We start from the raw sequence: 24,944 nt of genomic DNA, 5'->3' as shown, positions 1-24,944 counted from the left end.
GGCGAAAGAATCGCGGTACCACCCTATTTGTAAGTGAAAATATACTTACATCTCAATTAATGATAACGGAAAAATTCCGTCTTTTCCTTCATGCAGAAAAGCACTACGAAAAAGAAGCTCCAGAATTGTAATTCATACTTATATATGTGCTAATTTCCACCGACCATTAGCTCTCTGTAACAGGGATATAAGATACTACTGCGATTCTTTCAACGCGTATATATGAAATTGTGTAAGAGGATGGACGCAAAAAAGTCCCTATCGGAAAATCCGATAGGGACGATAAAAATCGCGGTACCACCCTATTTGTAAACAACTAATTGTTTACCACTCACTTTAAGATAACGGAAAGATCCGTCTTTCTCTTCATGCATAAAAAGCATTACGGGAAAGAAGCTCCAGAATTGTAATTCACGCTTGTATATGTACTGATTCGCACCAACCATCAGTTCTCTGAGACAGTGATATAAGTCGCTACTAGTATTCCTTCAAAGCCGATATATAATTCGTTCAACTAAACTATGTTTTGTATTATAAAACTATATTTAAAAAATTGTCAACATAAATTTTTTATCCCATGTTAACGAGCAGTAAAACTCCTACCTCAGAATTCGGTGGGAGTAAAGAAGTTAGATAGTAGACTGACTGCTCGTAAACCCTGATTGGTGAAGGCTAATAATCAGTGGGGATGAACGAAATCTCCACTGATTAAAGTTTCACTTTATTTCACTTCTAAATTAACATTTAAATTAGAGGTATTGCCAGCTGCATCAGTTGCTACAATGTGAATAGTATTTTTTCCTTTTTGTAATTGAGTGCGATTGAAATAAATGTCATAGCTTTTCTCCCAAGGGTTCAGGAATGCCTGTTCCCATACACCATTTCCATTAATTTCATATTGCATTCTCACTGGAATACCAGGTGCTATCCAACCAGATTCTGACATCCAATCTAGTAGAATATCATCAACTTTTCCTCTAATTACGAGATTTTCTTGGTCAACCTCGTGTGTTAACTTAGGTGCAGTTCGATCAAGAAATACAGCAGCTGTTTGCTTTGTTTCTCCGCCAGAATTAGAAGCAACTGCTTCAATTTGATATAGCCCGTCAGCTAAAGGAGTGCCATCTGCTTTTGTACCATTCCATTTGAAAGGTTTATACCCAGGAGTTGCATTTTTAGCTTGATGGATAATTCCTTGATACGTTACACGTTCTTTCGTAACTAAATTTGCATGCAATGTGACATCATCCACAGGCGCAACTAAATAGTAGTTGATGAGATTATCATCTAGTACGTGGTCGCCATTTGGGCTAAAAGTAGAATTAATAATTTCAAGTCCATCGATACGTTTATAATCTTTAGGATCGATACTAAATGTGAATGGAATTCGAATTTCTTCTTTTGCCCCTTGTTCTTTTACATATACATTTCCAGTATACACACCTTGTTGTAGTGAGCTATCTACAGTGATAGTAAATGGTTTTTCGGTACTACTATTCGGTTGTATGCTAATCGATGAAGGGACAGAAGCTTTTACTTTTGTTTTTGTGTTTGCATCTAGTAATTCTACACGAGTTGAAAAACTTTTCTTTTTACTAGAAAGGTTTTGTAATATAACATTTTGCGTCAGTTTTACTTTTCCGCTATTGGGCTTAATAAGACCAAAGCTGACATTGTTAGGTTTTACTAATATATTTGTTTGAGTTGCTTTCGGAATGTTAATTAAACCAGATCCTTGTGCCATAACAGGGTATGTATTTTCATTGACATCATGTAATGTTTTTGCATTGTTGGCAAGAGCCGCTTTCAATTGTTCTGTCGTCCAATTAGGATGCATTTGACGCAAGAGGGCAACCGCTCCAGCTACTTGCGGAGCAGCCATACTTGTTCCGTTATGCGATTCATAGCCGCCTCGCGGTACTGTACTAGTAATTTGTACTCCAGGTGCAACAACATCAGGCTTTATTAGCCAACTTCCTTGTGATGGTCCTCTTGAACTAAAGTTACCGATAAGTTCGGTTTGCTTTGGTTGTCCGATTTTTATATTTTTCTTTCGTTTTGTAATTAAAGTTTTTAATTCTTCCCCATTTGTATTGGATAATTGTATTACTGGGACAGCTAGATGTTCACGTGAAAAATATTCCGGCATCATATTAATTTCTTTTTCGCTAGAGATTAATAACACACCAAGTGCACCAGCTTGCTTCGCTTGTTCTGCTTTTACTAATGTACTAGAAGTACCTTGTAAAATAAGTGCGAATTTCCCTTTCACATCTTGTTTTGCATAATCACCTGAATTGCCATAACCAACATATACAAGAGGGGAATCATTTCCTATTGGAAAATCGGATTTTGATAACGGTAACCCTTGATATGTTTTGCTGGAACCAGCTACTTGGAATGTTGGAAACGGGATAGAAACTGTAGATGCTCCAACAGAAATGACACTACTTGCGTTACCGGGAGCATCAACAGACCAAGGTTTTGGTCCGTCATTTCCATTTGAAACGACAGCAGTAACACCAAGTTTCGCTGCTCGTTCTAACGTTAATGTTACAGGCTGATCAGGTACATTTAAATCCTGCCCAAGGGAGAGGTTTAACACATCCGCACCATCTTGAATCGCTCGCTCAATCCCTTGGATAATATCATCTGTTGTACCAGTTCCACCGTCATTCATTACACGATAGGCTAGAATAGAAGCGTTTGGAGCAACGCCTTTAATTTTTCCGTTACCCGCAATAATTCCAGCTACATGAGTACCATGTACGTTACCATCCATTGGATCGTTATCTTCATCAACCGTGTCATATCCACCGATATAATTTGCCTTTAAGTCAGGGTGTGTATAGTCTACGCCAGAGTCGATAATGGCTACTTTCATGCCTTTTCCATCAAGCGGTTTGCCAGATGGATCTTTTAAATTCCACGCTTCAGGTGCACCAATTGTCGGTCCACCGATATTTGGTGCTTCTTCGTTAGTAGCACTTTTTGATGTTTCATGCAATTTATATGTTAAGTTCGGATAGACTGCTTTTACTTCAGGTAAAGAGGCAAGAGAGGTAATTTGATCTCCAGGAACTGAAATAGAGAATCCGGAAAATAAGGTATTATACACTTCTTTAATTTTTGCACCAGGTGCTTTTTCTTTTATTTTCTTAGTCGTATCTTCTTGTGCTTTTTTTAGTTCAGCATGATAAGACTGCGCATTACTATTTTGTAAATCTGGAGCATGCTGAATATTACTTTGAGCAGCGAGAGGAGCATGTTGCAATTCTACAATTACTGATATTTCTTTTGTTGTTTTCGTTTCAACATTTTGAGCAATTTTATGTTCTCCCCACTGTTCAATCGTTGTTTTTAATTGTGGACTAAATTGCGTCTCCTTTTGTAGTGATTCAGCATGAGCGCTTAAAGCTCCAAAACTAGAAAAGACAAGCGCCATACTTAATAGTGTAGATGTAGTTTTTTTCATTGATACTCCCCCTAATAAAAAAGTGCCAATATTCAGAAGTGAAATCTTACATTGTAGTCGAAAATTATAAATGTAAATGTTGGCTGAACTATACTTTCGACATAATTCATACCAATCCTCTATGAATTGAAAATTGCTTGGTAAATTTTTTCTGATTATGTCGAATCGATATTTTTCACATATTGTAGGGAGAAAATGAGGAATGCTATGAGGAAAATGGAGTGATGGTATGAAAAGGCTAATAGTAATTGGTAGTGTAGTGTTGTTTATGTTTTTATGTTCTATAACTATTACTAGTGCAGAAAGTAGTAGTGTGAAAGTTGCTTTTATTCGTCATCATAATCTTTGGATAAAAGTTGATGGAAAAGAAATACAAATTACAAAAGGAGAGTACATAACAGGGCCAAAGTGGTCACATGATGGAGAGTGGCTGGCATATGTAAAAGGAAAGAAACAAAGTATGCTTGAGTTATATCGGCTAAAAGATGGAAAAAAAGTTATACCGTCGCACTCAGAAATATCGAATTATAAATGGTCACCAACAGAAAATATAATTACATTTATATTTGCAGGTACATTAAATACATTTGACGTTGAAAAAAAGAATGCAGATTTTGAAAATGTATCAGCGGGTGTAGGCGATTATGCATGGTACCCTGATGGAAAGAAGTTTCTTGTATCCTCTGAAGCACATTTACTTCCAACAGGGTGGACAGGAGCTCAGCTATATGAAGTGCAAAAAGATGCAAATAAAAACCCGCACAAAATGAAGCATTTGTATGCATTACCAAATGAACATGATGATTTTCTAGCGCTAGTTGCAAGTGGGTTTAAGTGGTCACCAGACCAAAAGTGGATTTCATTTTTAGCGGTACCGACAGCTTCATGGTCAGCTGATAGTAATACACTTTGCTTAGTTCGAGCAGACGGTAGTCGGTTTGAAATAGTAGATCAAATGCTATTAAATACACAATGGTTCAAATGGGCGCCATCAAAAAATATATTGGCTTATATTGAAGGGAGCGGGAGAGTTGCATTAGAGAATAAACATTTAAAAATAAAAGAACTGCCAGCACTCCAGCAGCAAACATTTACGCCGAAAGGATATGTCGATTGGGATTTTACATGGAAGAACGATAATGTAATTATCGTTTCACGAGCAAAAGAGGGAGGGTTTGAAACTCTGCCAGAAAAAAGGCCATTCCCATCTTTATATGAGATAAATAGCACAAGCGATAAACAATATCAAATTACAAAGTCATCTAATAAGCAAGGCGATTATCATCCAATTTTCATGAAGAAGAGCAATCAATTAATATGGATACGTTCAAATCGTAAGAAAGCTGATATATGGCTAGCTCATAGCGATGGAAAATATGAAAAGAAATGGATTGAAAATGTAGATGTACCAGAGTGGTATTATGAGAAATGGAATTGGGAAAATATTATCTCGGTGAAAGAAGAATAAAAAAACTGCCTAAAAGATCATTTTAGGCAGTTTTTTATTGTTATTTATGTGTTTTATTTGGCTTTTTTTTCGCTGGGTTTCCGTTCCCTTGGCGCTTTCTATTTTGTTCATCTTTTGCTTGTTTTTCATGTAGTGTATCTAAAAATTCATTCGAGTTACTCATGTTTATATCTCTCCTTTCATTTTGTCATGATTACTATAACCATTTAGGAGTATAATCATGAGTTAGAAATTAGGCACTTAATTTTCTTCGATAATGTAAGTAAAATATTCCATACATAACAAATAGCATGAGTAAAACTTGTATCTCTACATTTTCTTTTAAAAAAGCTGCGATAGGGTCTGGTAAGTACGGTGATTTATCGTTTGTGCTTAAACCTAACCATTTATTTAAGAGGCTAATGGTACAAAACATAAAAACACCGGACCAGCTTGCCGTAATTGCTTTTTGTTTAATTTTTGTTTCACGTTCATCATCTGTAATCCAAGGATTAGCAGTTTTATCACTACTAAAGAAACCGTTTATATATCCCCATACAATCATTCCAATAAAGACAATTATCCATTTCATATATGTAATTCTCCTTTCGATGTAAAAAGTATTTTACATGTTATATTGTAATATTTTACAAATTTAGTGTCAAACCTTTTTTACATATCGGTTTTCATACAGCAGGAATAAAGAATGCAATAGGGAAGAAATATGTGTGAGGATTTTTATAGTAAGAGGAGGCTGAATATGAAACTTGTTTTTGTTCGGCATGGTGAAGGTGAACATACAACGGATTTACCGGAAAGCTTGCAAGTGTTTGACCCACCATTGACGAGGGTAGGAAAGGCTCAAGCTAAATTACTTCAACGTGATGTATCATTACAAGAAACGGATATATTAATTGTTAGCCCTACACTTCGAACTTTGCAAACAGCGACAATATGGAGTGCGAAATGTAGTTGTCAAAAAATCGTTCATCCATATGTATCCCCGCGTATTTTTCCTTATCGAGAAGGCGCGAAAACATTACCATGCGATCGCATAGTAGATCAGGATATGATAAAAAAGTTATTTCCACATTTTTCGATAGAGAAAAGCTCAAATAATCAGTTATGGAAGGAAGGTATAAACACTATTTCAGAGAATAGTTTTCAGCAAATAGTAGATGAATTTCTTCTTTGGTGTTATGGACTGGGTGCTGAAAGAATTTGCATTGTATCTCATGATGGAACAATTACAGCATATAGACAATATTTACAGAAAGTCGTTTTAACTAGATCAGATTTTTTGAAAGAAACAGGTATATATGAAATGGATTTATCCCATAAAAGTCTGATTGATAAGGGCTGATTATAGAATGGGGGTTGTATGTTGAATATTGCATTAGTAGTTGGTTTTAATTCGGATTTAGAGGCGCAATCAATCCGAGCATCTCTTGAATATTTTGGTGCAAGGGTTGTGACATATTGGATTGGTAGACCGAAAGATTTTGTGGAAGTTCTTTCTGGAAAGAACTTATTTAACGATATTAATTATATTATTTTTTGCTTTCATGGTGAAGAAGGGAAGTTTGTCATGGAAGAGTTAGGCGAAGAAGTATATGAACAAGATGAACCGAGAGGGTATTTTGGTGCAGCAGAAATTTATAAATATGCAAAATTGCATAATACATATATTGTAAATAGCGGGTGCACGTTAGGGGAGCAAAATCTAGCAAAATCTTTTTTACATAGTGGTGTGAAATCATATATTGGATCGATTAATTATGTAGATGGAAATGCAGCACTTATGTTTACTATACGCTTATTTTATGGGGTTATTAATCATGGGAAAACGTTAGAAGAAGCGTTTCAAGAAGCGAGTTTAATTGATGAGGAGACACATACATTTCGATTCTATAATTAGTGTGAAACACGTTTATTCTATATTCGAATAAACGTGTTTCACATTTAACTCACAATTTTTTTACATTTTTTTCAATGAAAATGATTATCACCTGTGGTATGATATGTTCAAGTTTTTACAGGTAATAAAAGTTACTATATAAACGTTAGTTTTTAATGTTTCATACACATGTCATGAATTATTCATAATTAACGTTTTAAAAATAAGTAACTAATGTTATTATATTAACTGTAACTAACTTAATTACAACTTTAGGAGGAAGATATGGTTATTCAATTTTTAAGAGAAAACAAAGCAGTTTCTTTTGTATTAGCAGTAATTCGAGTATATCTTGGTTACACATGGTTAATGGCTGGAATCGGTAAACTACAAGGAAAAGGATTCGATGCAACAGGTTATTTGCAAGGCGCAATTGAAAAATCTAAAGGCGCACAACCGGCTGTTCAATCTTGGTGGGCATCATTCTTACAAGAGTTTGCAATTCCAAATGTAGATTTGTTTAATACGCTTGTAACATGGGGAGAAATTTTAGTCGGAATTGGTTTAATTGTAGGCTGTTTAACAAAAACAGCGGTCTTTTTTGGTCTTGTAATGAACTTTTCCTATATGTTTAGTGGGTCAATTGGTGTGAACCCTGAGATGGTTATCTTATCTATGTTTGTTCTTGTTGCCGGTATGAACGCTGGGAAATTTGGAATGGATGGCTTCGTTATCCCGAAAGTATTAGGATCAAAAACTCAAAAACGCCAAAAGCAAGCTGCTTAATATATGAAAACGGGTATCTCACAATGAGATACCCGTTTATGTTATTTTTCAACTTTGATCGGATTGTTCTTAAAGAAGTCTTGTACATACCCGACAAATTCTTGTGGTTCTTGGCGAAATGGTGCATGATAACCTTTTTCAATAATATGTAAAGTGCTATTTTTTAAGAATTGATGATACGTTTCTCCTTCTTTCCAAGAAACGCTACTATCATTTCTGCCCCATATAATTAAAGTTGGCTGTTTCATTTCATTCGCATTAATTTTAAGACGTCTAGGCCATAGTTTCATTTTGTTATAATGTTCTTCATCATTACGTTTGAATTTCACTTTGCTCTCATCATAATCTGTAATAGAAGAAACGGCATTTAAATCAGTCGACAATTGTGGTTTTGGTGAGCCTTGTTTATTAACGAATGTATGAGGGCCACCTGTAGCATCAGTTAAAATAAGGTGAGTAACTGCTTCAGGATATAAATATGTTAAATTTAGAGAAATTTCTCCCCCCATGGAATGCCCCAGTATTGCGAATGAATCATATCCTAGTTTTTTCATTAATTTATAATACAAATTTGCATGAGTTGGAAAAGAATAATAAAAATCCATTGGCTTAGATGAGCGCCCGAATCCTAAAGCGTCTACAGAAATAATTGTATGATCTTTTGCTAAATCGGAGTAAATCTTTTGAAAACCATCTGATGACCCTCCAAAGCCATGAATCATAAGTAAAGGTGGCTTTTCATTACCAATCTTTTTAAAGTAAATGGTTTGACCATCTATTTCTACCATTTTTTCCTCGGTAGCTAGTTTCGCTGTAATTGTATTTTTAACTTGCTTTACTTGTTCTACTGGCTTTTCTGCTGCACTACATCCTACTAATAGTGTAAGAGTAAGACAACCTACCATAAAATAGCTAAATCGCTTCAATTAGGTGTCTCCTTTCTAACATAACGCTGTATCTATCATAGCAAATAGCATATTACGATTTCCAGGAAGTTGGCTACCATTTTTTATCATAAGAGGTGAAAGGAGCGTTTCTTGGAAATTTTCTGCTTGAAGAAATTTACGAAATGTAAATTGTGAGTGTGGGACATCAATTCGTACTATACCATTCCAACATTCACATATCTTTTTTAATAATTGAATAGCATCTTCTTCTTGCTTGGCGATAAGTGGATTGATACATAATATATTGCCCTTTTGTATGCATAATGAAAAAGCTTCTATACAGTTATTTCTTTCAATTTTAAAAGAGTGTACGGCCCTTGGTAATAGCAAAGAGTAAAGTAGAGAACGATTCATACCAGTTGCAATTTGATCCAGAGAAGTAAGAGATATAAGGTCTTCTTCTTGTACTTGTTGTAAGTGAGAAGGGTACGTCTTAATAGTTTGCTTTTCAAAACGATGAATCGTTGTTGCTGTTTGAAATCCGCATGATGTGTATAGAGGTTCGCCAGCTTTTGTCGCAATAAGTGCAATTGGTTGTTTTGGATGAATTTGTTCCAAGCAATGATTTAGCAACATGCGCCCTATTCCACGTCCTTGAAAATTAGGGTGAACGATTAACATACCAATGGAAGCGAAGTTACTTGTAAAGGGAAATACTCCTCCAGTCGCAATGAGTTTGTTTTCATGAATGTAACCTACAAGTGTGCCGATAGAAAGATACATTTCGAATTGTTTTTTCATAAAAATTTCATCGTGTAACCATCCAACAGATTTGCAAAGATTAAGTAATTCAAAAATAAAAGATTCATTTAGCTTTACTATTTTCATAAAGGCTCACCGCATTTCTATTTATTTTCATAAAAATAGAGTCAAAATGTAAAAAAAGAGATTTACGTTAAATGAAATCCAACTTGTTTATATTTAAATTGTAAAGGGAGGGATGATTGATACAAAAAGACAAACTTATACAAATTATAACTGATATTTACATAAGTTAACAAAAAATTTACATACAGCTAATTTTCTCTTAATAGTCTTCCATTAAATTTGATAGTGGGAAATGAATAACCTAATTAGGGGGACAAGACAGTGAAAAAATTTGTGAAAAAAGCATGGCCATTTGCAGTTGTGGCATCATTAGCAGTTACTTCGGTAGCAACATGGAATTTTACTCGTTCTAGTGAGGTTAATGCAGATGAGAACGGAAGCAATGCAAAGATTAAAAATGTTATCGTATTAATTGGGGATGGTATGGGCCCTTCATATATGACGGCTCACCGTTATATGAAAGATAATCCAAAAACCTTTGAAATGGAATCTACAGAATTTGATAAGCATCTTGTAGGAACACAAAAAACATACCCAGAAGATGAACATGAAAATATTACAGACTCTGCATCGGCAGCAACAGCTATGTCAGCAGGGATTAAAACATATAATGCTGCAATTGCAGTTGATAATGATAAAGCGGAAGTGAAAACGGTTCTTGAGCAAGCGAAAGAAAAAGGGAAATCAACGGGACTCGTTGCAACTTCTGAAATTACACATGCAACACCAGCTGCTTTCGGTGCGCATGACATTAGCCGTAAAAATATGGACGCAATTGCAAATGATTATTTTGATGAGAAAATTAAAGGGAAGCATAAAGTAGATGTTATGCTTGGCGGCGGCGTAAAGAACTTTGTTAGAAAAGATCGTAATCTTACAGAAGAGTTTAAGAAATCTGGTTATAGCTATGTAACGGATCGAGATCAATTGTTAAATGATAAAAATGATCAAATTCTTGGTTTATTTGCACCAGGTGGATTAGATAAAATGATTGACCGCAATGAGAAAACACCTTCATTAGAAGAAATGACTAATGCAGCGATTGAGCGTTTGAACAAAAATAAAAATGGTTTCTTCTTAATGGTGGAAGGAAGTCAAATCGACTGGGCTGGACATGATAATGATATTGTTGGTGCAATGAGTGAAATGGAAGACTTCGAAAAAGCTTTCAAAGCAGCGATTGAGTTTGCGAAAAAAGATAAAAATACGTTAGTTATTGCAACGGCAGATCACGCTACTGGTGGATTATCTTTAGGTGCCAATGGCGAGTATAACTTTAAAGTAGATCCAATTAAAGCTGCAAAACGCACACCAGACTTTATGGCAAATGAGATTGCAAAAGGTGCAAATGTAGAAGAAACATTGAAAAAGTATATTGATTTACAATTAACTCCAGAAGAAATTCAAGCTGTAAATGATATAGCTCCGTCAAAAGATGTAACAAAGATTGATAATGCAATTGAAGATATTTTCAATAAGCGCTCGGTTACAGGCTGGACAACAGGTGGACATACAGGGGAAGATGTGAACGTGTATGCATTTGGTCCAGGTAAATACTTGTTCTCTGGCGTTCAAGAGAATACAAATATAGCGAAACGTGTCTTTGATATTGTTGGTGGCGGTGATCCGAATAAAGGAAGACGATAATTAAGAGCGAAAGTGAGGCGAACTGCCTCGCTTTTCTTTTTAGGAGTTGGAAATATGAAAAAAATATTTGCGAAATTAAGATTCCTTCTAGCATTTGTAGTATTACTAGTTGGATGTCAACAAGAAGAGAATAATGTAGCACAAAAATTTACTACTAAAAAAACTGAGGAAAAGGTACAAATAACAAAAGAAGAAGAGAAATCTATTCAAGATATTATTAATACATTTGTGCGAACGAAGAATGAAAAGAATCTTGCAGAACATATGGAGTTATTTTCAAAGAAGATGCCTAGTGCTGAAGACTTAAAAACACAAAAAGAAGCCGCGTTTCAAAAGGGAAATAAGAAAATTGAATTGGAACATATAGATATGAAAGTTAGTAAAGTAGGGTATGTTATTGTTGAAACGAAAGAAAAGGAAGTAGACGACAGTATCACTCTTCAAAAGAAAGTACAGTATGCTCTTGGAAAAGAAGATGATAAATGGAAGATTGAAGAGGTTCGAACGATAGAGAAAAAATAACGTGAAACTTTAATAAGTGTGGAGTCGTACTTCCCAAAAATTATAGAAAAAAGGTTCTCATTGGTGAGAACCTTTTTTTTATAGTGGTAGCATAATTTGATTTGAGCATGCCTCAATATCATCAATATCTTGACGAATTGTGGCCATTTTATTATCAAGATCTTCAGCTTTCATTGCTGCATCATGTAGTTCATCTTTTAAATACTCCGGTATTTTCCCTTCATATTTATAATAAAGTTTATGTTCTAAACTTGCCCAAAAGTCCATTGCCAGTGTACGTAACTGAATTTCTGCAAATACATCTTTTGTACCAGAATTTAGTGATAAAGGGTATTTAATAATCATGTGTAAACTTTTATATCCGTTTCGTTTTGGGTTAGCGATATAATCTTTTACTTCAATGACTTCCATATCTTCGCGTTTTTGAATGACTTCTTTCAAATGATAGATATCTTCTACGAAGCAACATGTAATACGAATACCAATAATATCTTGTAAATGTGTTTGAGCGTTTTCAACTGTTGGTAATAAGCTTTTGCGTTCTAGCTTTTTAATAATACTTTCAGGTTGTTTTAGTCTTGTTTTTATATGTTCAAACGGGTTGTAATCCTCTAGAAATTGAGCTTCCCGGTTCATAATTTCAAATTTAGTTTTTAACTCTTCTAAAGCAAATGTATATGGTAATACAAAAGCTTTCCAGTAGTTAACTGTTGATTGATTATATTCCATTTATATACACACCTTTTCCTATTTACAAGTGAGGTCGTTATTATACTAAATACCAAATCATATAAGCACAAGCAGCAAATGATGAGATCATAAAGCGATATTTAGTTTTCATACTTTCAACTCCTTTCGAGTAAGATTCTATATAAATAAACGTGATTGTTAATAAGTTCACTATGTACAATTTCTATAGTAATAGATTCGTGTGAATTTCGTATGAACTAATTGTTTCAGCTTTTTGTCTTTTTTGCTGTGAATCTTAATTATGATTCAGATGTAAAGTGTTTTTATTTGATTTATTCATTTGTATAAATTAATGTATATTTAAATTTATGGTTATTAAGGAGGATATATGGTGAACTTTGAAGAATTAGCAATTGCTAGACGTTCTGCGATGAAATTTATACAAGGTATAGAAATCCCTGATGAGGATTTTAAAAAAATATTTGAGTTAACTAAGCTTTCTCCATCTTGCTATAATTTGCAGCACACACATTATGTTGTAATTCGTGATCAAGAGCGAAAAGAAAGATTAAAAGAATTAGCATTCGGTCAATATAAAGTATCGAGTGCATCAGCGGTAGTGCTCGTTTGTGGTGATAAGAGAGCATACCAAAATGTCGAAAATATTTACTTCGGTATGAAAGTTTTAAAAATGATTGATGAATGCGAATATGAAGATACAATTAGGCAAACGAAAGGCTTATATGAAGGAAAAGGAGAGCGTTTCATGGAGGATGAAGCGCTTAGAAACGCTTCATTAAGCGCGATGACTTTTATGTACGCAGCTAAATATTATGGCTATGATACATGTCCAATGATTGGTTTCGATGAAAAAGCAGTACAAGATGAGTTAAATATGCCAGAGCATGTAATACCTGTTTTAATGATTACGATAGGGAAAAGTGATACGGCTAAAGTTCGTCCAAGAGGATATCGAAAGCCAATTAGTGAGTTTGTTACATACGAATCGTTTTAATAAAATTTATTTAACTATAAAAACAAGGGGATTCTAAATGGAATCTTCTTGTTTTTGCAATTGACAAATAGAATGAAGTTTTATAATATATAAATCGTAATCATTACGTTTTAGTTGCGATCTTTGAAAGAAAGGAGAATTGCATATGCGTGTAAATATAACATTAGCTTGTACGGAGTGTGGTGATCGTAATTACATTTCTAAAAAAAATAAGCGAAACAACCCAGAGCGCATCGAACTTAAAAAATATTGTCCACGATTAAAGCGAGTAACGTTACATCGTGAAACGAAGTAGAAGACTAGAGATATCTCTAGTCTTTTTGGTTAATAAATTTGGTTTTGTTTGTTATAATTACCTTAAATTGTAATGTTGAGGAGGGGAATAATGAATCAAAAAGATAAAGAGAGAAAAGAGCAAGTGGCTCATATTATAGAAATTCCGGATGAATATAGTCTTGTTGTAGATGATCAAGAAGGGGTTGATGACCCGTACCATCTATTGTGGTGGGGACATAAAGATGATGAGGAGAAACAGATACAAATTACATTAAATAGACATACTGATAATTTAATTGAATTTAGGATAGATGATGGAAATTATTTTTCAAGTGGTAAGGAAGCGATAGAGGAGAATAAGGCAAGAGAGATTGCAAATACATTCTTGAAAAAATATACAAAAGAAGGATATGAATTCTATACATATGTAACGGTTAAGGACGACAGGCGCGGTTGGAAAGAAGTAAATTATATGCAAGCAGTGAATAGCTATCCCTTGCCGAATACAGGGTGTGTTGTGCGAGTGCACCCTTCAGGTAATGTTGTGCATTTTCATTACAATGGAAAAAAAGCTATAGAGAAAAAACCGTTATGGCCAAGTGAGATTGTTGAGGCGAATATCGTTTTAGACAACTTAAAGGCCAAACAAGATATGAGGCTTGTATTTGTAGATTTAACACATTCTTTATGTAAATATGAAAATGGAGAAGAAGTAAAAGGGTACCACCTTATGTATGTACCAGAACCTAGTCATGTATTTATTGATGCAAGTACAGGTAAAGATTTATTTGGACCAGATCATTATAAATTACCGCCAACAGTGGCTGTTGGAAAACAAGAAAAGGGTAGCCAACAAGATGATGTATTCGATTTATTTGACTGGGATAAGGAAAGGTTTACAAAAGTAGCTGAGACGGAAAATGAAGATGGAATAAGGATGAAATTTGTACCGAAAGAGGAATTACAAACACAGAAAGAGGAAAATAATCCATATTTAATGAATGAATTCTTTAAAAAGCATTTACCAATGTTAAAATATAATAATTTAGTTGGCATTACCATTGATAAATCAACCAATGAATTAATTGGTTTTATAAAACTGACAGATGATAAAGAAGCAAAACAAATACTGTCTAGAGAAGAATGTTTACAAAAAGCACTTCAATTTTTAGAACATGTTATTCCAGATGTTACACAATATCTTCGACTTTGGAAGGAACATGAAGAAGCAGAAGATGGGATTGAAAGATTTATCTTTTCCATATATGTGAATGGTATTCTGGCAGAGTATAACCAATTTATGATTAACATCAATGCAGAAAATGGTGCTGTGATGCACTACTCGGGAGAGTCTAGCAACTTTATAAAAGAATTACTTACATATGAAACAACACCAAAAGTAACAAAAGAAAAAGCGTTAGAAATATACAGAGAGGCTATCCGAGTTAAATTAGAATGGTTTTTAGATCATGATGCAGAGGAAACCAAGTACAAACTACTGTACAAACAAACGACAGATGAAAAACATAAAGAACCTTTTGATTGTAGTCGGGAAATTCGTTATATTGATGCTCAAACTGGGAGAAAGATTTGGAGTAAGTAAAATAAAAAGAGTTATTTTCAAAGAATATAAAAATAACTCTTTTTATTTTTATAATTTGCCTGTTCGTTTTTCAAAAGTAAATGTGATAGGAAGATCGGAATGAGAACTATCATTTTTAAATGTTACTTTCCATTCTTTAGTATGGGCTTTAATTTCAAAATTAAGAAGATTCATCGCTCTACGTTTATCTATTTCTAAAAACATATTATGAATTTCTGGTTCTTGCTGTAAATTAAGAGCCTTTAGTGTGACTGTAAATGTGAAAAAATTCTGCCCTTCATATACTATCCTTGCTATTTTTGTTTTTGGTGTATTTAACAGTACATAAAAACGGTCTGATTGAGTTAATTGTACAGAGTCATCAGTAATTTCATTCTCGTTAGTTTGAAGTTCAACTAAGAAAGATGTACTACGGGAAGAATCTGTTTTGCTTGTAATATGTAATTCAGTAGGAATCATGGGTATTTCATAAAACTCATTTTTTATTATAGTATTGTAGTCTTCTGAAAATTTACGAACTTCTTTTGGAAAAGAGTCTTCTTCTTGTGTATTTAAAAAGGTTTTATGTTGCTTTGGAAATTTTTTATTAAACTTTAATGTTTCTTTAAAGTAATAATTGGATCCAGTCAAAAATAAACAACTACAAATTAATAAAAAAATTCGATACGGATTTTGAAAGTGAAAGAAAAATAGTATACATGTAATAATTCCAATTACATAGAGAATAAAGATAAGTAGTTCTAGTTTTGAGTGAAAGGAAAAACCATAGTTATGAAAAAATTTCATTCCAGTTATAATTTGAGCTCCAAAAAATAAAGAAATTCCAAATTGAAAAAATAATAAATCAGGCCCTCTTTTAATAACAAAAGTAATGAACGAAATGAAAAGTAAAAATCCCCCTAAATAAATTGTTACATTTAATAATCGATCTAATGTAATCATGAATAGTGTCCCCTTTAATAGCATATTCATATATAAATAACAATTTCTTTTAATTATAATATAACAATAAAATATTTTAAATGTTAGAAGTGTTGAGTTTTATAAATAAACTGTACAGACACAAACAACCTCACGCCTACATACACATAATAAAGACCACTATTTTGGCGGAGGTGAAAGGTTTGAGTCTATTCGCCGCAATTGGATATATGGTTCGAGAAGTGTTTGTCTTTGTTTCTTATGTAAAGAATAATGCGTTCCCGCAGCCGTTATCATCAGATGATGAGAGAAAGTACTTAGAGTTAATGGAGCAAGGTGATGCTCAAGCGAGAAATCTTTTAATTGAACATAATTTACGGCTTGTAGCTCATATCGTTAAAAAATTTGAGAACACAGGAGAAGATGCAGAAGATTTAATTTCAATTGGTACGATCGGGCTCATTAAAGCGATCGAGAGCTATTCTGCAGGAAAGGGAACAAAGCTTGCGACGTATGCAGCACGCTGTATTGAAAATGAAATTTTGATGCATTTACGTGTACTAAAGAAAACGAAAAAAGATGTTTCACTTCATGATCCGATCGGGCAAGATAAAGAGGGCAATGAAATATCGCTTATTGATATATTAAAATCAGAGTCTGAAGATGTAATTGATATGATTCAGCTTAGTATGGAGTTAGAAAAAATTAAAGAGTATATCGATATTTTAGACGAAAGAGAAAAAGAAGTGATTGTGAAACGTTTTGGACTTGGGCTAGATAAGGAGAAAACACAGCGGGAAATCGCTAAGGCGCTTGGTATTTCTAGAAGCTACGTATCAAGGATTGAAAAGCGTGCTTTAATGAAGATGTTCCACGAGTTTGTAAGGGCAGAGAAAGAGAAAAAAGCGAAAGAGTAAAGTGTATTAGAAGCAGCCATATTTTAAAAGGGGCTGCTTTTCTTATTGTAAATAAGAAAAGAAAACGCGTTATGCTAAGAAGAAATACATGTTCACTGTTGAAAATGATGGATTCTATCTGTAATATTAGAAGGTGCTAAATAATTTAAGAATAATACCATACTTAGTTTTCTGTATGTATAATAAGGCTGCTTTATATGATATGTGGGAATAAGAACCAATTTTACATATGATATAGAAAGAAAAGAAGGGAAAACTAAAGTTATAGACTGATTAGGGGGTTTCGCAATTTGCGACGTACATTATATCGACTTATGATAGAACTTACAAATGGTCGCTTTACTTCTTATATATTACGTAAATTTGCACAATCTCGTTTGAGTTCTATCATTATTCCATCGTATGCGAAAGTTTTTCAAATTAATCAAGATGAGATGGAAAAGGGCTTGAAGGAATATAGAACATTGCATGAATTATTTACGCGTAAGCTAAAAGAAGGAAAGCGTAGTATTGATACAGATGCATCGAGTATCGTTAGTCCTGTTGATGGTGTTTTTGCAGATCATGGTCCTATTGAGGATACAAAAACATTTGATATTAAAGGAAAGCGCTATTCAATTGTGGATATGCTAGGTAATGAAGAACGTGCAACGCGATATGCAGGCGGTACATATATGGTAATTTATTTGAGTCCAAGTCACTATCATCGCATTCATAGTCCGCTTTCTGGTTCTGTGACTGAAAGATTTGTACTCGGTAGAAAATCATATCCGGTAAATGCAGCTGGTATGGAATACGGGAAAGAACCGCTGTCAAAAAATTATCGTTCTGTTACAGAAATAAGCAGTGATGGTGAGCATATGGCTCTTGTAAAAGTAGGTGCCATGTTTGTTAATAGTATCGAGCTTTTGCATGAGAGAGACACTGTTCAAAAAGGTGAAGAAATGGCATACTTTACATTTGGTTCAACAGTTGTGTTATTGTTTGAAAAAGATATGATAGAAGTAGTGCAGGAATTAAAGAGTGGACAAGAGCTTCGTCTTGGTGAAAAAATAGCTACTCGATTAGCTCATAAATAAAGAAAAGCTTTTATAACCGTAAGTAAGAGTTATGGGCAAAGATACTTAATGATGAAATCCCCTAGATGGGAGTACTTGTTTATTCGAGAGCCATCGTAGGATGGCTCTTTTTACAGGGCATCCAATAATTTATCCTGTAACTGTTTGATTGGTACGGGCTGATTAAGCTTTCACTTTATATGTAATCAAGAAGATTTGACAAGCTTGTCCTCTAATGAGCGTCTAATGATTTCTTGTTTTATAAGTAAAATGAAGTCGGGATTTAATTTTAGTTCTTTTGCTTTATAATAAGACTCAGTGAGTAACTCAGTGGATAACTGTTCCATATGTTTTGTTTTCAAGGTGAGTCACCTCCTAATAATATAAGGATTGATTCGTTGATGCATTTAATGTACCAAAAAAATATGACAGTCACAAACGGGTGGTTATCCACATACCTAGGTGGATAACGTGTGTATAGTTTGTTAGTAAATTCCAAATTAACTGAAAAATTAATGTGGAAAATGTGTACAATTTTATCCACAGGTTATATATCGAAAAATGTTGTCGAAAAATTTTATGAAAAATCCTCAAAGAGGTGAAAGAAATTGAAACTATTTTTACCAAATGAATATGTGAAAAATGTATATCATGTTCAACCAGAAGATTTAAAAAAACGTGGGATTAAAGGTGTTATTACTGATTTAGATAACACTTTAATTGAATGGGATCGTCCAAATGCAACCCCGCAACTTGAAAAATGGTTCTTGAAAATGAAAGAGCACGGCATCCAAGTAACGGTTGTTTCAAATAATAATGAGCAACGTGTAAAAGATTTTGCTGACCCATTAGGCATTCCATTTATTCATAGTGCACGTAAACCATTTGTTCGAGCGTTTAAGCGTGCGATACAAGAGATGCGTTTACAGGCAGAGGAAGTTGTAGTAATTGGAGATCAGTTACTGACTGACGTGCTTGGTGGAAACCGAGTAGGGCTTCATACAATTTTAGTTGTACCGGTAGCACAAACGGACGGATTAGTGACGCGATTTAATCGAAAAATTGAACGAAGAATTATGAAAAATATGAAGAAAAAAGGTTTAATTAACTGGGAGGAATAAAGTTTGACTGAAACAATTAAATGTATTGGTTGCGGTGTAGAAATTCAAACAGAAAATAAAAACGAAGTAGGGTATGCTCCTACCTCATCTTTAGAGAAAGAACAAGTTATTTGTCAACGTTGTTTTCGCTTGAAGCATTACAATGAAATTCAAGATGTATCGTTAACAGATGATGATTTCCTACGCATTTTAAATGGAATTGGAAAATCAGATGCATTAGTAGTCAAAATTGTAGATATTTTTGATTTTAATGGTAGCTGGTTACCTGGCTTACATCGTTTCGTAGGAAATAATAAAGTATTACTTGTTGGAAATAAAGCTGATTTAATTCCAAAGTCAGTAAAACATGATAAAGTAAAGCATTGGATGCGCTATAGTGCAAAGCAACTAGGATTAAAACCAGAAGATGTCTTTTTAATTAGTGCAGCGAAGGGACAAGGAATTGCTGAACTAGCAGATGCTATTGAGTATTATCGCGGCGGCAAAGATGTTTACGTTGTTGGATGTACGAATGTAGGGAAATCGACATTTATTAATCGTATGATTAAAGAATTTAGTGATGAGACTGAAAATGTAATTACAACATCTCATTTCCCAGGAACAACCCTTGATTTAATTGATATTCCATTAGACGAAGAATCTTCTTTATATGATACGCCAGGTATTATTAACCACCACCAAATGGCCCATTATGTTGGAAAGCAAAGCTTAAAGCTTATTACACCAACAAAAGAAATTAAGCCGATGGTATTCCAATTAAACGAAGAACAAACGTTATTCTTTAGTGGATTGGCACGTTTTGATTATGTAAGTGGTGGTCGTCGTGCGTTTACTTGTCACTTCTCGAATCGCTTAACAATTCATCGTACAAAGCTTGAGAAAGCAGATGAATTATATAAAAATCATGCTGGGGATTTACTAAGCCCACCAACGCCAGAAGAATTAGCGAATATGCCTGAGCTAGTGAAATACGAATTTAATATTCGTGAACCTAAAACGGATGTTGTATTCTCTGGATTAGGATGGGTTACTGTGAACGAACCAGGAGCAAAAATTGTTGCACACGTACCAAAAGGAGTAAGTGTTTCACTACGTAAATCTTTAATTTAATATGGAGAGGGATTTATGAAACAATTATATGGTGTAATCGGAAATCCAATTGGACATTCATTATCACCCGTTATGCATAACAATGCATTTGAACACTTGAATATGGATGCCCATTATCATGCGTTTCTTGTTGAAGAGGAAGTGCTAGGGGAAGCAGTAAGAGGTTTAAAAGCATTAGGTATTTCAGGATTTAATGTAACAACTCCGCACAAGGTTGCTATTATGGAGTATTTGGATGAGATTGACCCATTGGCAAGGAAAATCGGTGCAGTAAATACAGTGGTGCATAAGAATGGAAGGTTAATTGGCTACAACACAGATGGGATTGGTTTTGTTCGAGCGTTGCAGTCAATTAGTCATGAACCACTTCAAGGGAAACGTATTTTATTACTTGGTGCAGGTGGTGCTAGCCGAGCTATTTATTTTTCTCTTGCTGATGTAGGTGTAAAAGAGATTGATGTAGCCAATCGTACAGTAGATAAGGCGAAAGAACTTATTGCTGCACGTACGGCCGATGTTAATTCTGTTGCTTTGTCGTTAGAAAAAGCGACAGAAGAACAAGGGAATTATGATATTATCATTCAGACGACAACAATAGGTATGCATCCACACGTCGAACATACGCCATTACAAATTTGTTCGTTAAAAAAAGGAACGATTGTATCAGATATAATTTATAATCCATTTGAAACGAAAATTTTATGTGAGGCAAAAGAGCAAGGTGCAATCATTCAAAATGGTATTGATATGTTTGTGTATCAAGGAGCACTTGCATTTGAAATGTGGACAGGACGTGTACCGAATATCGGGAGAATGAAACAATTAGTTATAGAAAAGCTTGGAGGCTAACATATATGTTAACAGGAAAACAAAAAAGATTTTTACGTGCACAAGCACATCATTTAACACCAATTTTTCAAGTAGGAAAAGGCGGAGTAAATGAAAATATGATTAAACAAATCGCAGATACTTTAGAAGCTCGTGAGTTATTTAAAGTAAGTGTATTACAAAACTGTGAATTTGATCGCCGTGAGGTTGCGGAAGAACTTGCAAAAGGTGCACGTGCTGAAATCGTTCAAGTAATTGGAAGCACAATTGTTTTATACAAAGAATCAAGAGAAAATAAACAAATTAAGCTTCCTCGATAAAAAGATTAGCATGCGCTATTTTTATCGCTGATGCGTAATGATGTAGAGAGCGAAACCAATTGAACTTTTATTAATAGCAACTCTCTTCATTCCTAACAAAGGAGAGTTGCTGTATGTAAAAGGAAGGGGCGTTTCTTTTGAGGAAAATTGGCATCATTGGCGGTACATTTGATCCGCCTCACTATGGACATTTGCTAATTGCAAATGAAGTATATCACGCTTTGGATTTGGAAGAAGTATGGTTCTTGCCAAACCAGATTCCGCCACATAAACAAGGACGTAATATTACAAGTATAGAAAGTCGTTTACATATGTTAGAGCTCGCGACTGAGGCAGAAGAACACTTTTCTATTTGTTTAGAAGAGTTAAGCAGGAAGGGCCCATCTTATACGTATGACACTATGATGCAATTGACGAAGAAGTATCCGGATGTGCAGTTTCACTTTATTATTGGTGGGGATATGGTTGAGTATTTACCGAAGTGGTATAACATTGAAGCTTTGCTGAATCTTGTAACGTTTGTTGGAGTTGCGAGACCTGGGTACACATTGCATACGCCGTATCAGATTACTACAGTGGAAATTCCGGAATTTGCAGTTTCTTCATCTTTATTACGTGAGAGATATAAGGAGAAGAAAACGTGTAAATATTTACTTCCTGAAAAAGTACAGGTATATATCGAGAGGAATGGGTTGTATGAATCGTGAGAATGCACTTCATATTGTCAAACAACAAATGCATGAAAAACGTTATATACACACAATTGGTGTAATGGAGACAGCGATTGAGCTGGCTAAGTTATACGGTGTGGACGAGAAAAAAGCAGAGATGGCAGCTATATTCCATGATTATGCGAAATGTAGAGCGATTTCAGAGATGGAAGAGATTATTAAACGTGAAGATTTGCCGAAAGATTTACTTTGCTATAATAAAGAGTTGTGGCATGCGCCTGTTGGGGCATACTTAGTAGAAAAAGAGGTAGGCATTACGGATCCTGAAATTTTGCAAGCTATTACATATCATACAAGTGGTCATGAGAACATGACGATGTTAGATAAAGTGATTTATGTAGCTGATTACATTGAGCCAGGGCGAAAGTTTCCAGGTGTGGAAGAGGCTCGTAAACTCGCATATACGGATATAAATCAAGCTTTATTATTTGCGTTAAAGAAAACAATTCAATTTTTAATGGGAAAAAATCAGACGATTTATCCATTAACATTCCAAACATACAATGCAGTTATCAAGGAGGAAATGAGTAAATGAACGATAAAGATTTATTAGTATTAGCGGCAAAAGCAGCTGATGATAAAAGAGCAGAAGATATGGTTGTCCTAAATATGCAAGGTATTTCACCAATTGCAGATTATTTCATTATTTGTCACGGTAATTCAGATAAACAAGTGCAAGCAATTGCACGTGAAATTAAATCAAAAGCACATGAGTTCCAAATCGACGTACAACGTATGGAAGGTTTTGACGAAGCACGTTGGGTATTAGTTGATCTTGGAGATGTAGTTGCTCATGTATTCCATAAAGATGAGCGTAATCACTATAATTTAGAGCGTCTATGGGGCGATGTGCCACGTGAAGATATTACAGAAGAGCTAGGCCAATGAAATACGAACAATTTGCATTGTTGTACGACGAACTAATGAATGATGTCCCTTATGATAAATGGGTGGAATTCACAGAGGAAAGCCTGCAGCAAGCAGATATGAAAGAGGCAAAAATTCTTGATGTAGCATGCGGTACGGGTAATGTAACCCTTCCGCTTGTGCAAAAGGGTTACGATTTAATAGGTGTCGATCTTTCAGAAGAAATGTTAACAGTCGCTCAGCAAAAACTGGGAGCAGAGGGATACTTTATTCCTTTTTATCAACAAGACATGCGAGAGCTTGATGTTCCAGGTGAGTTTGATTGTGTAACCATCTTTTGTGATTCATTAAATTATGTATTGCAAGAAGATGGAGTGCAAGAAACATTTAGAAGAGTATTTCACCATTTACGCCAAGATGGCTTGTTTTTATTTGATGTACATTCTTTATATAAAATACATCATGTATTTCAAGATGAAACGTATACAGTGAATGGAGAAGAAATATCTCTTATTTGGAATTGCTTCCCTGGTGAAGAATCAAATAGTGTAGAGCATGATTTAACATTCTTTGTTCAAGATCCGGAAGAAGATGTGTACCATCGGTTTGACGAATGTCACGTGCAACGTGCATATCAAGTGGAAGAGTTAACGAAATGGCTTCAAGAAGCAGGTTTTACAGTGCTTCGTGTAACAGGTGATTTTGAGCGACTTGAAGTTACAGAACAAACAGAGCGTATTTTCTTCATGGCGAAGAAAAACGGATAAAGTGAAACTTTAATCAGCGGGGTGCGAAGCTTCCCGCTGATTATTAGTTGAACCAATCGGGCTTTTACGGGCAGCCCGACCCCCTCCTAACTTCTTTGCTTTCGCTGAGTTTTAAGGTGGGGATCTTACTGGCCGTTAATGCGGGATAAAACAAAAGCAACCGAGAAGGTTGCTTTTGTTTTATAAAGAAGATGTATTTTTAGTTCTGGCATAATCTGAAGATCGTATGCGTAAAGTGTGGGAATAGTAGTTGAAGTGAAAATGTATTGTAAAAAAGTAATTATTTATAAAAAGGATTTGGAATGAAAATGACGTATTTATTATGTGTGTTTATTGAATTGCTGATCAACGCATTCTAAATCTTCATCAAATTTTTCATGTGTTCGCTCGATTAACTTATGGAACATATCTCCAACGTGTTCTTCTAAAACCCGAATGCCTTCCCCAGTAACGCCGCCTTTCACGCAAACCTTTTCTTGTAAGGTAGGTAATGTGAAGATTTCTTTTTCAAGTAATTTCCCCATCCCCACGACCATTTCACTTACTAAAGTAGTAGCCTCTTCGTGTGTAATATTTGTTTTATCTACAGCAGCGTTAATGAAGCATTGTAGTAAATAACTAAAGAAAGCAGGACCGCAACTTGCTATATCAGATGAAACGCGCGTTATATCTTCTTCTATTACAAGAGGTGTAGAAATGTTTTTGAATAGACGAAGTAGTTTTTGTTGCCATTCTTCAGAGCAATTATCTCCAAATGTAAATAGTGAGGCGCCAGAGAGGGCGCGGTTTGTGATACTTGGAATGATACGCGCGACGTGGCAAGGTACGAGAGTCTCTAATTGTGATGGAGATATTGGACTCGTAATAGAAACTAAGCACGTTTCATCAGAAAAATGTTCAGCGTATTTTTTTAGGATAGGGTATATATCTATCGGCTTAACACAAATAAAAATAAGTTGTGATTGTTCGATTACTTCCGGGATTGTTTTTGCTATATGAACAGAAGGGTATTTTTCTTTTATATGATATGCTTTGGCAGGCGTCCGATTAATGATTGTAAGGCACGAAGGCTTGACAGCACGGGTTTCTAAAAATGCATCAATTAGTATATTCCCCATGTTTCCTGTCCCTATAATTCCTATGTTCAAAGTTTCATCCCTCCTTCGTAACA

At 34.7% G+C, this 24,944-nt stretch carries 28 protein-coding genes and 2 other annotated features (1 of these 30 running past the window's edge); of the genes, 19 read left to right on the top strand and 9 right to left on the bottom strand.

The genetic code is table 11. The features are described 5' to 3' along the window. Nucleotides 1–222, bottom strand: a binding site (T-box leader) (it extends 6 nt beyond the left edge of the window). A 50-nt stretch (nucleotides 223–272) separates the two neighbouring features. Beyond that, nucleotides 273–501: a binding site (T-box leader), on the bottom strand. A gap of 220 nt (nucleotides 502–721) precedes the next feature. Next, entirely contained in the window at nucleotides 722–3,475 is a 2,754-nt protein-coding gene (locus C4S65_RS08200) for a S8 family serine peptidase (protein WP_086407250.1), read from the bottom strand. 229 nt (nucleotides 3,476–3,704) lie between these two features. Here C4S65_RS08200 and C4S65_RS08195 point away from each other — a divergent pair, with 229 nt between their 5' ends. Next, nucleotides 3,705–4,943 (top strand): PD40 domain-containing protein, encoded by a 1,239-nt coding sequence (locus C4S65_RS08195; RefSeq protein ID WP_000825711.1) that lies wholly within the window; start codon nucleotides 3,705–3,707, stop codon nucleotides 4,941–4,943. A gap of 40 nt (nucleotides 4,944–4,983) precedes the next feature. Here the strand turns inward: C4S65_RS08195 and C4S65_RS08190 are convergent, their stop codons facing one another. Both C4S65_RS08190 and C4S65_RS08185 read right to left on the bottom strand, forming a co-directional pair. After that, complete coding sequence (locus tag C4S65_RS08190; protein WP_000071866.1) at nucleotides 4,984–5,106, bottom strand: DUF4023 domain-containing protein; 123 nt, start codon at nucleotides 5,104–5,106, stop codon at nucleotides 4,984–4,986. A 69-nt stretch (nucleotides 5,107–5,175) separates the two neighbouring features. Continuing rightward, the gene (locus C4S65_RS08185; RefSeq protein ID WP_061666280.1) at nucleotides 5,176–5,514 is read right to left on the bottom strand and encodes a hypothetical protein; all 339 of its coding nucleotides are present in this window, start codon (nucleotides 5,512–5,514) and stop codon (nucleotides 5,176–5,178) included. Between the two features lie 168 nt (nucleotides 5,515–5,682). Between C4S65_RS08185 and C4S65_RS08180 the strand changes: the two genes are divergently transcribed. The 3 genes from C4S65_RS08180 (at nucleotide 5,683) to C4S65_RS08170 (ending at nucleotide 7,605) form a co-directional block, all read left to right on the top strand. Beyond that, nucleotides 5,683–6,285, top strand: a complete 603-nt coding sequence (locus tag C4S65_RS08180) for a phosphoglycerate mutase family protein (RefSeq protein WP_000779740.1) — start codon at nucleotides 5,683–5,685, stop codon at nucleotides 6,283–6,285. A gap of 18 nt (nucleotides 6,286–6,303) precedes the next feature. Beyond that, complete coding sequence (locus C4S65_RS08175) at nucleotides 6,304–6,840, top strand: hypothetical protein (RefSeq protein WP_003307850.1); 537 nt, start codon at nucleotides 6,304–6,306, stop codon at nucleotides 6,838–6,840. 264 nt (nucleotides 6,841–7,104) lie between these two features. Continuing rightward, nucleotides 7,105–7,605, top strand: coding sequence for a DoxX family protein (locus C4S65_RS08170; RefSeq protein ID WP_000236608.1), 501 nt, complete (start codon nucleotides 7,105–7,107; stop codon nucleotides 7,603–7,605). Between the two features lie 41 nt (nucleotides 7,606–7,646). On the opposite strand, the gene C4S65_RS08165 is transcribed toward C4S65_RS08170, so the two are convergent. Together C4S65_RS08165 and C4S65_RS08160 are read right to left on the bottom strand one after the other, a co-directional pair. After that, complete coding sequence (locus C4S65_RS08165) at nucleotides 7,647–8,531, bottom strand: alpha/beta hydrolase (RefSeq protein WP_000819812.1); 885 nt, start codon at nucleotides 8,529–8,531, stop codon at nucleotides 7,647–7,649. A gap of 15 nt (nucleotides 8,532–8,546) precedes the next feature. Further along, on the bottom strand, nucleotides 8,547–9,380 hold the full coding sequence (locus C4S65_RS08160) for a GNAT family N-acetyltransferase (protein WP_000706694.1): 834 nt from the start codon (nucleotides 9,378–9,380) through the stop codon (nucleotides 8,547–8,549). 261 nt (nucleotides 9,381–9,641) lie between these two features. Between C4S65_RS08160 and C4S65_RS08155 the strand changes: the two genes are divergently transcribed. Together C4S65_RS08155 and C4S65_RS08150 are read left to right on the top strand one after the other, a co-directional pair. Beyond that, the gene (locus C4S65_RS08155) at nucleotides 9,642–11,027 is read left to right on the top strand and encodes an alkaline phosphatase (protein ID WP_061666282.1); all 1,386 of its coding nucleotides are present in this window, start codon (nucleotides 9,642–9,644) and stop codon (nucleotides 11,025–11,027) included. A gap of 54 nt (nucleotides 11,028–11,081) precedes the next feature. Beyond that, nucleotides 11,082–11,549 carry a hypothetical protein gene (locus C4S65_RS08150; RefSeq protein ID WP_086407249.1) on the top strand — a complete coding sequence of 156 codons (468 nt, stop codon included), beginning with the start codon at nucleotides 11,082–11,084 and terminating at the stop codon, nucleotides 11,547–11,549. A 78-nt stretch (nucleotides 11,550–11,627) separates the two neighbouring features. Here the strand turns inward: C4S65_RS08150 and C4S65_RS08145 are convergent, their stop codons facing one another. Then, nucleotides 11,628–12,278 (bottom strand): GTP pyrophosphokinase family protein, encoded by a 651-nt coding sequence (locus C4S65_RS08145; RefSeq protein ID WP_000456230.1) that lies wholly within the window; start codon nucleotides 12,276–12,278, stop codon nucleotides 11,628–11,630. A gap of 349 nt (nucleotides 12,279–12,627) precedes the next feature. Between C4S65_RS08145 and C4S65_RS08140 the strand changes: the two genes are divergently transcribed. From C4S65_RS08140 to C4S65_RS08130, 3 genes are all read left to right on the top strand, one after another. Continuing rightward, nucleotides 12,628–13,254 carry a nitroreductase family protein gene (locus C4S65_RS08140; protein WP_000245981.1) on the top strand — a complete coding sequence of 209 codons (627 nt, stop codon included), beginning with the start codon at nucleotides 12,628–12,630 and terminating at the stop codon, nucleotides 13,252–13,254. A 145-nt stretch (nucleotides 13,255–13,399) separates the two neighbouring features. Next, nucleotides 13,400–13,549: a 50S ribosomal protein L33 gene (rpmG, locus tag C4S65_RS08135; RefSeq protein ID WP_001265617.1), complete on the top strand. Its 150-nt coding sequence runs from the start codon at nucleotides 13,400–13,402 to the stop codon at nucleotides 13,547–13,549. Between the two features lie 90 nt (nucleotides 13,550–13,639). Beyond that, nucleotides 13,640–15,133 (top strand): YcdB/YcdC domain-containing protein, encoded by a 1,494-nt coding sequence (locus tag C4S65_RS08130; RefSeq protein ID WP_001072064.1) that lies wholly within the window; start codon nucleotides 13,640–13,642, stop codon nucleotides 15,131–15,133. 48 nt (nucleotides 15,134–15,181) lie between these two features. On the opposite strand, the gene C4S65_RS08125 is transcribed toward C4S65_RS08130, so the two are convergent. Next, nucleotides 15,182–16,075 carry a hypothetical protein gene (locus C4S65_RS08125; protein ID WP_000631113.1) on the bottom strand — a complete coding sequence of 298 codons (894 nt, stop codon included), beginning with the start codon at nucleotides 16,073–16,075 and terminating at the stop codon, nucleotides 15,182–15,184. Between the two features lie 182 nt (nucleotides 16,076–16,257). On the opposite strand from C4S65_RS08125, the gene sigK reads away from it, so the two are divergent. Together sigK and C4S65_RS08115 are read left to right on the top strand one after the other, a co-directional pair. Next, the gene (gene sigK / locus C4S65_RS08120; RefSeq protein WP_000051382.1) at nucleotides 16,258–16,971 is read left to right on the top strand and encodes an RNA polymerase sporulation sigma factor SigK; all 714 of its coding nucleotides are present in this window, start codon (nucleotides 16,258–16,260) and stop codon (nucleotides 16,969–16,971) included. Between the two features lie 290 nt (nucleotides 16,972–17,261). Further along, nucleotides 17,262–18,050, top strand: a complete 789-nt coding sequence (locus C4S65_RS08115; protein WP_001254999.1) for a phosphatidylserine decarboxylase — start codon at nucleotides 17,262–17,264, stop codon at nucleotides 18,048–18,050. 185 nt (nucleotides 18,051–18,235) lie between these two features. Here the strand turns inward: C4S65_RS08115 and C4S65_RS08110 are convergent, their stop codons facing one another. After that, nucleotides 18,236–18,391, bottom strand: a complete 156-nt coding sequence (locus C4S65_RS08110; protein WP_000850094.1) for a sporulation histidine kinase inhibitor Sda — start codon at nucleotides 18,389–18,391, stop codon at nucleotides 18,236–18,238. 246 nt (nucleotides 18,392–18,637) lie between these two features. Between C4S65_RS08110 and C4S65_RS08105 the strand changes: the two genes are divergently transcribed. From C4S65_RS08105 to C4S65_RS08070, 8 genes are all read left to right on the top strand, one after another. After that, complete coding sequence (locus C4S65_RS08105) at nucleotides 18,638–19,150, top strand: YqeG family HAD IIIA-type phosphatase (protein ID WP_000765316.1); 513 nt, start codon at nucleotides 18,638–18,640, stop codon at nucleotides 19,148–19,150. A 3-nt stretch (nucleotides 19,151–19,153) separates the two neighbouring features. Then, on the top strand, nucleotides 19,154–20,260 hold the full coding sequence (gene yqeH, locus C4S65_RS08100; protein WP_000140807.1) for a ribosome biogenesis GTPase YqeH: 1,107 nt from the start codon (nucleotides 19,154–19,156) through the stop codon (nucleotides 20,258–20,260). Nucleotides 20,261–20,275: 15 nt separating this feature from the next. Beyond that, on the top strand, nucleotides 20,276–21,109 hold the full coding sequence (gene aroE / locus C4S65_RS08095; protein ID WP_000812104.1) for a shikimate dehydrogenase: 834 nt from the start codon (nucleotides 20,276–20,278) through the stop codon (nucleotides 21,107–21,109). Between the two features lie 5 nt (nucleotides 21,110–21,114). After that, on the top strand, nucleotides 21,115–21,408 hold the full coding sequence (yhbY, locus tag C4S65_RS08090) for a ribosome assembly RNA-binding protein YhbY (protein WP_000955224.1): 294 nt from the start codon (nucleotides 21,115–21,117) through the stop codon (nucleotides 21,406–21,408). A 137-nt stretch (nucleotides 21,409–21,545) separates the two neighbouring features. Beyond that, nucleotides 21,546–22,115 (top strand): nicotinate-nucleotide adenylyltransferase, encoded by a 570-nt coding sequence (nadD, locus tag C4S65_RS08085; protein WP_001226032.1) that lies wholly within the window; start codon nucleotides 21,546–21,548, stop codon nucleotides 22,113–22,115. Further along, nucleotides 22,105–22,674 (top strand): bis(5'-nucleosyl)-tetraphosphatase (symmetrical) YqeK, encoded by a 570-nt coding sequence (gene yqeK / locus C4S65_RS08080; RefSeq protein WP_001078472.1) that lies wholly within the window; start codon nucleotides 22,105–22,107, stop codon nucleotides 22,672–22,674. Before nadD ends, yqeK begins: the two co-directional genes overlap by 11 nt. Then, nucleotides 22,671–23,027, top strand: a complete 357-nt coding sequence (rsfS, locus tag C4S65_RS08075; protein ID WP_000998173.1) for a ribosome silencing factor — start codon at nucleotides 22,671–22,673, stop codon at nucleotides 23,025–23,027. The genes yqeK and rsfS overlap by 4 nt, the downstream gene beginning before the upstream one ends. Then, the gene (locus tag C4S65_RS08070; RefSeq protein WP_000873063.1) at nucleotides 23,024–23,773 is read left to right on the top strand and encodes a class I SAM-dependent methyltransferase; all 750 of its coding nucleotides are present in this window, start codon (nucleotides 23,024–23,026) and stop codon (nucleotides 23,771–23,773) included. Before rsfS ends, C4S65_RS08070 begins: the two co-directional genes overlap by 4 nt. 320 nt (nucleotides 23,774–24,093) lie before the next feature. Here C4S65_RS08070 and comER read toward each other — a convergent pair whose 3' ends face one another. Beyond that, on the bottom strand, nucleotides 24,094–24,921 hold the full coding sequence (gene comER / locus C4S65_RS08065) for a late competence protein ComER (RefSeq protein ID WP_001020554.1): 828 nt from the start codon (nucleotides 24,919–24,921) through the stop codon (nucleotides 24,094–24,096). Nucleotides 24,922–24,944: the final 23 nt, after the last annotated feature.

Origin of the sequence: Bacillus sp. ok061 (genome assembly GCF_900108285.1) — a bacterium.
GTDB lineage: Bacteria > Bacillota > Bacilli > Bacillales > Bacillaceae_G > Bacillus_A > Bacillus_A thuringiensis_S.
This window is presented reverse-complemented; position numbering and strand designations above follow the sequence as displayed.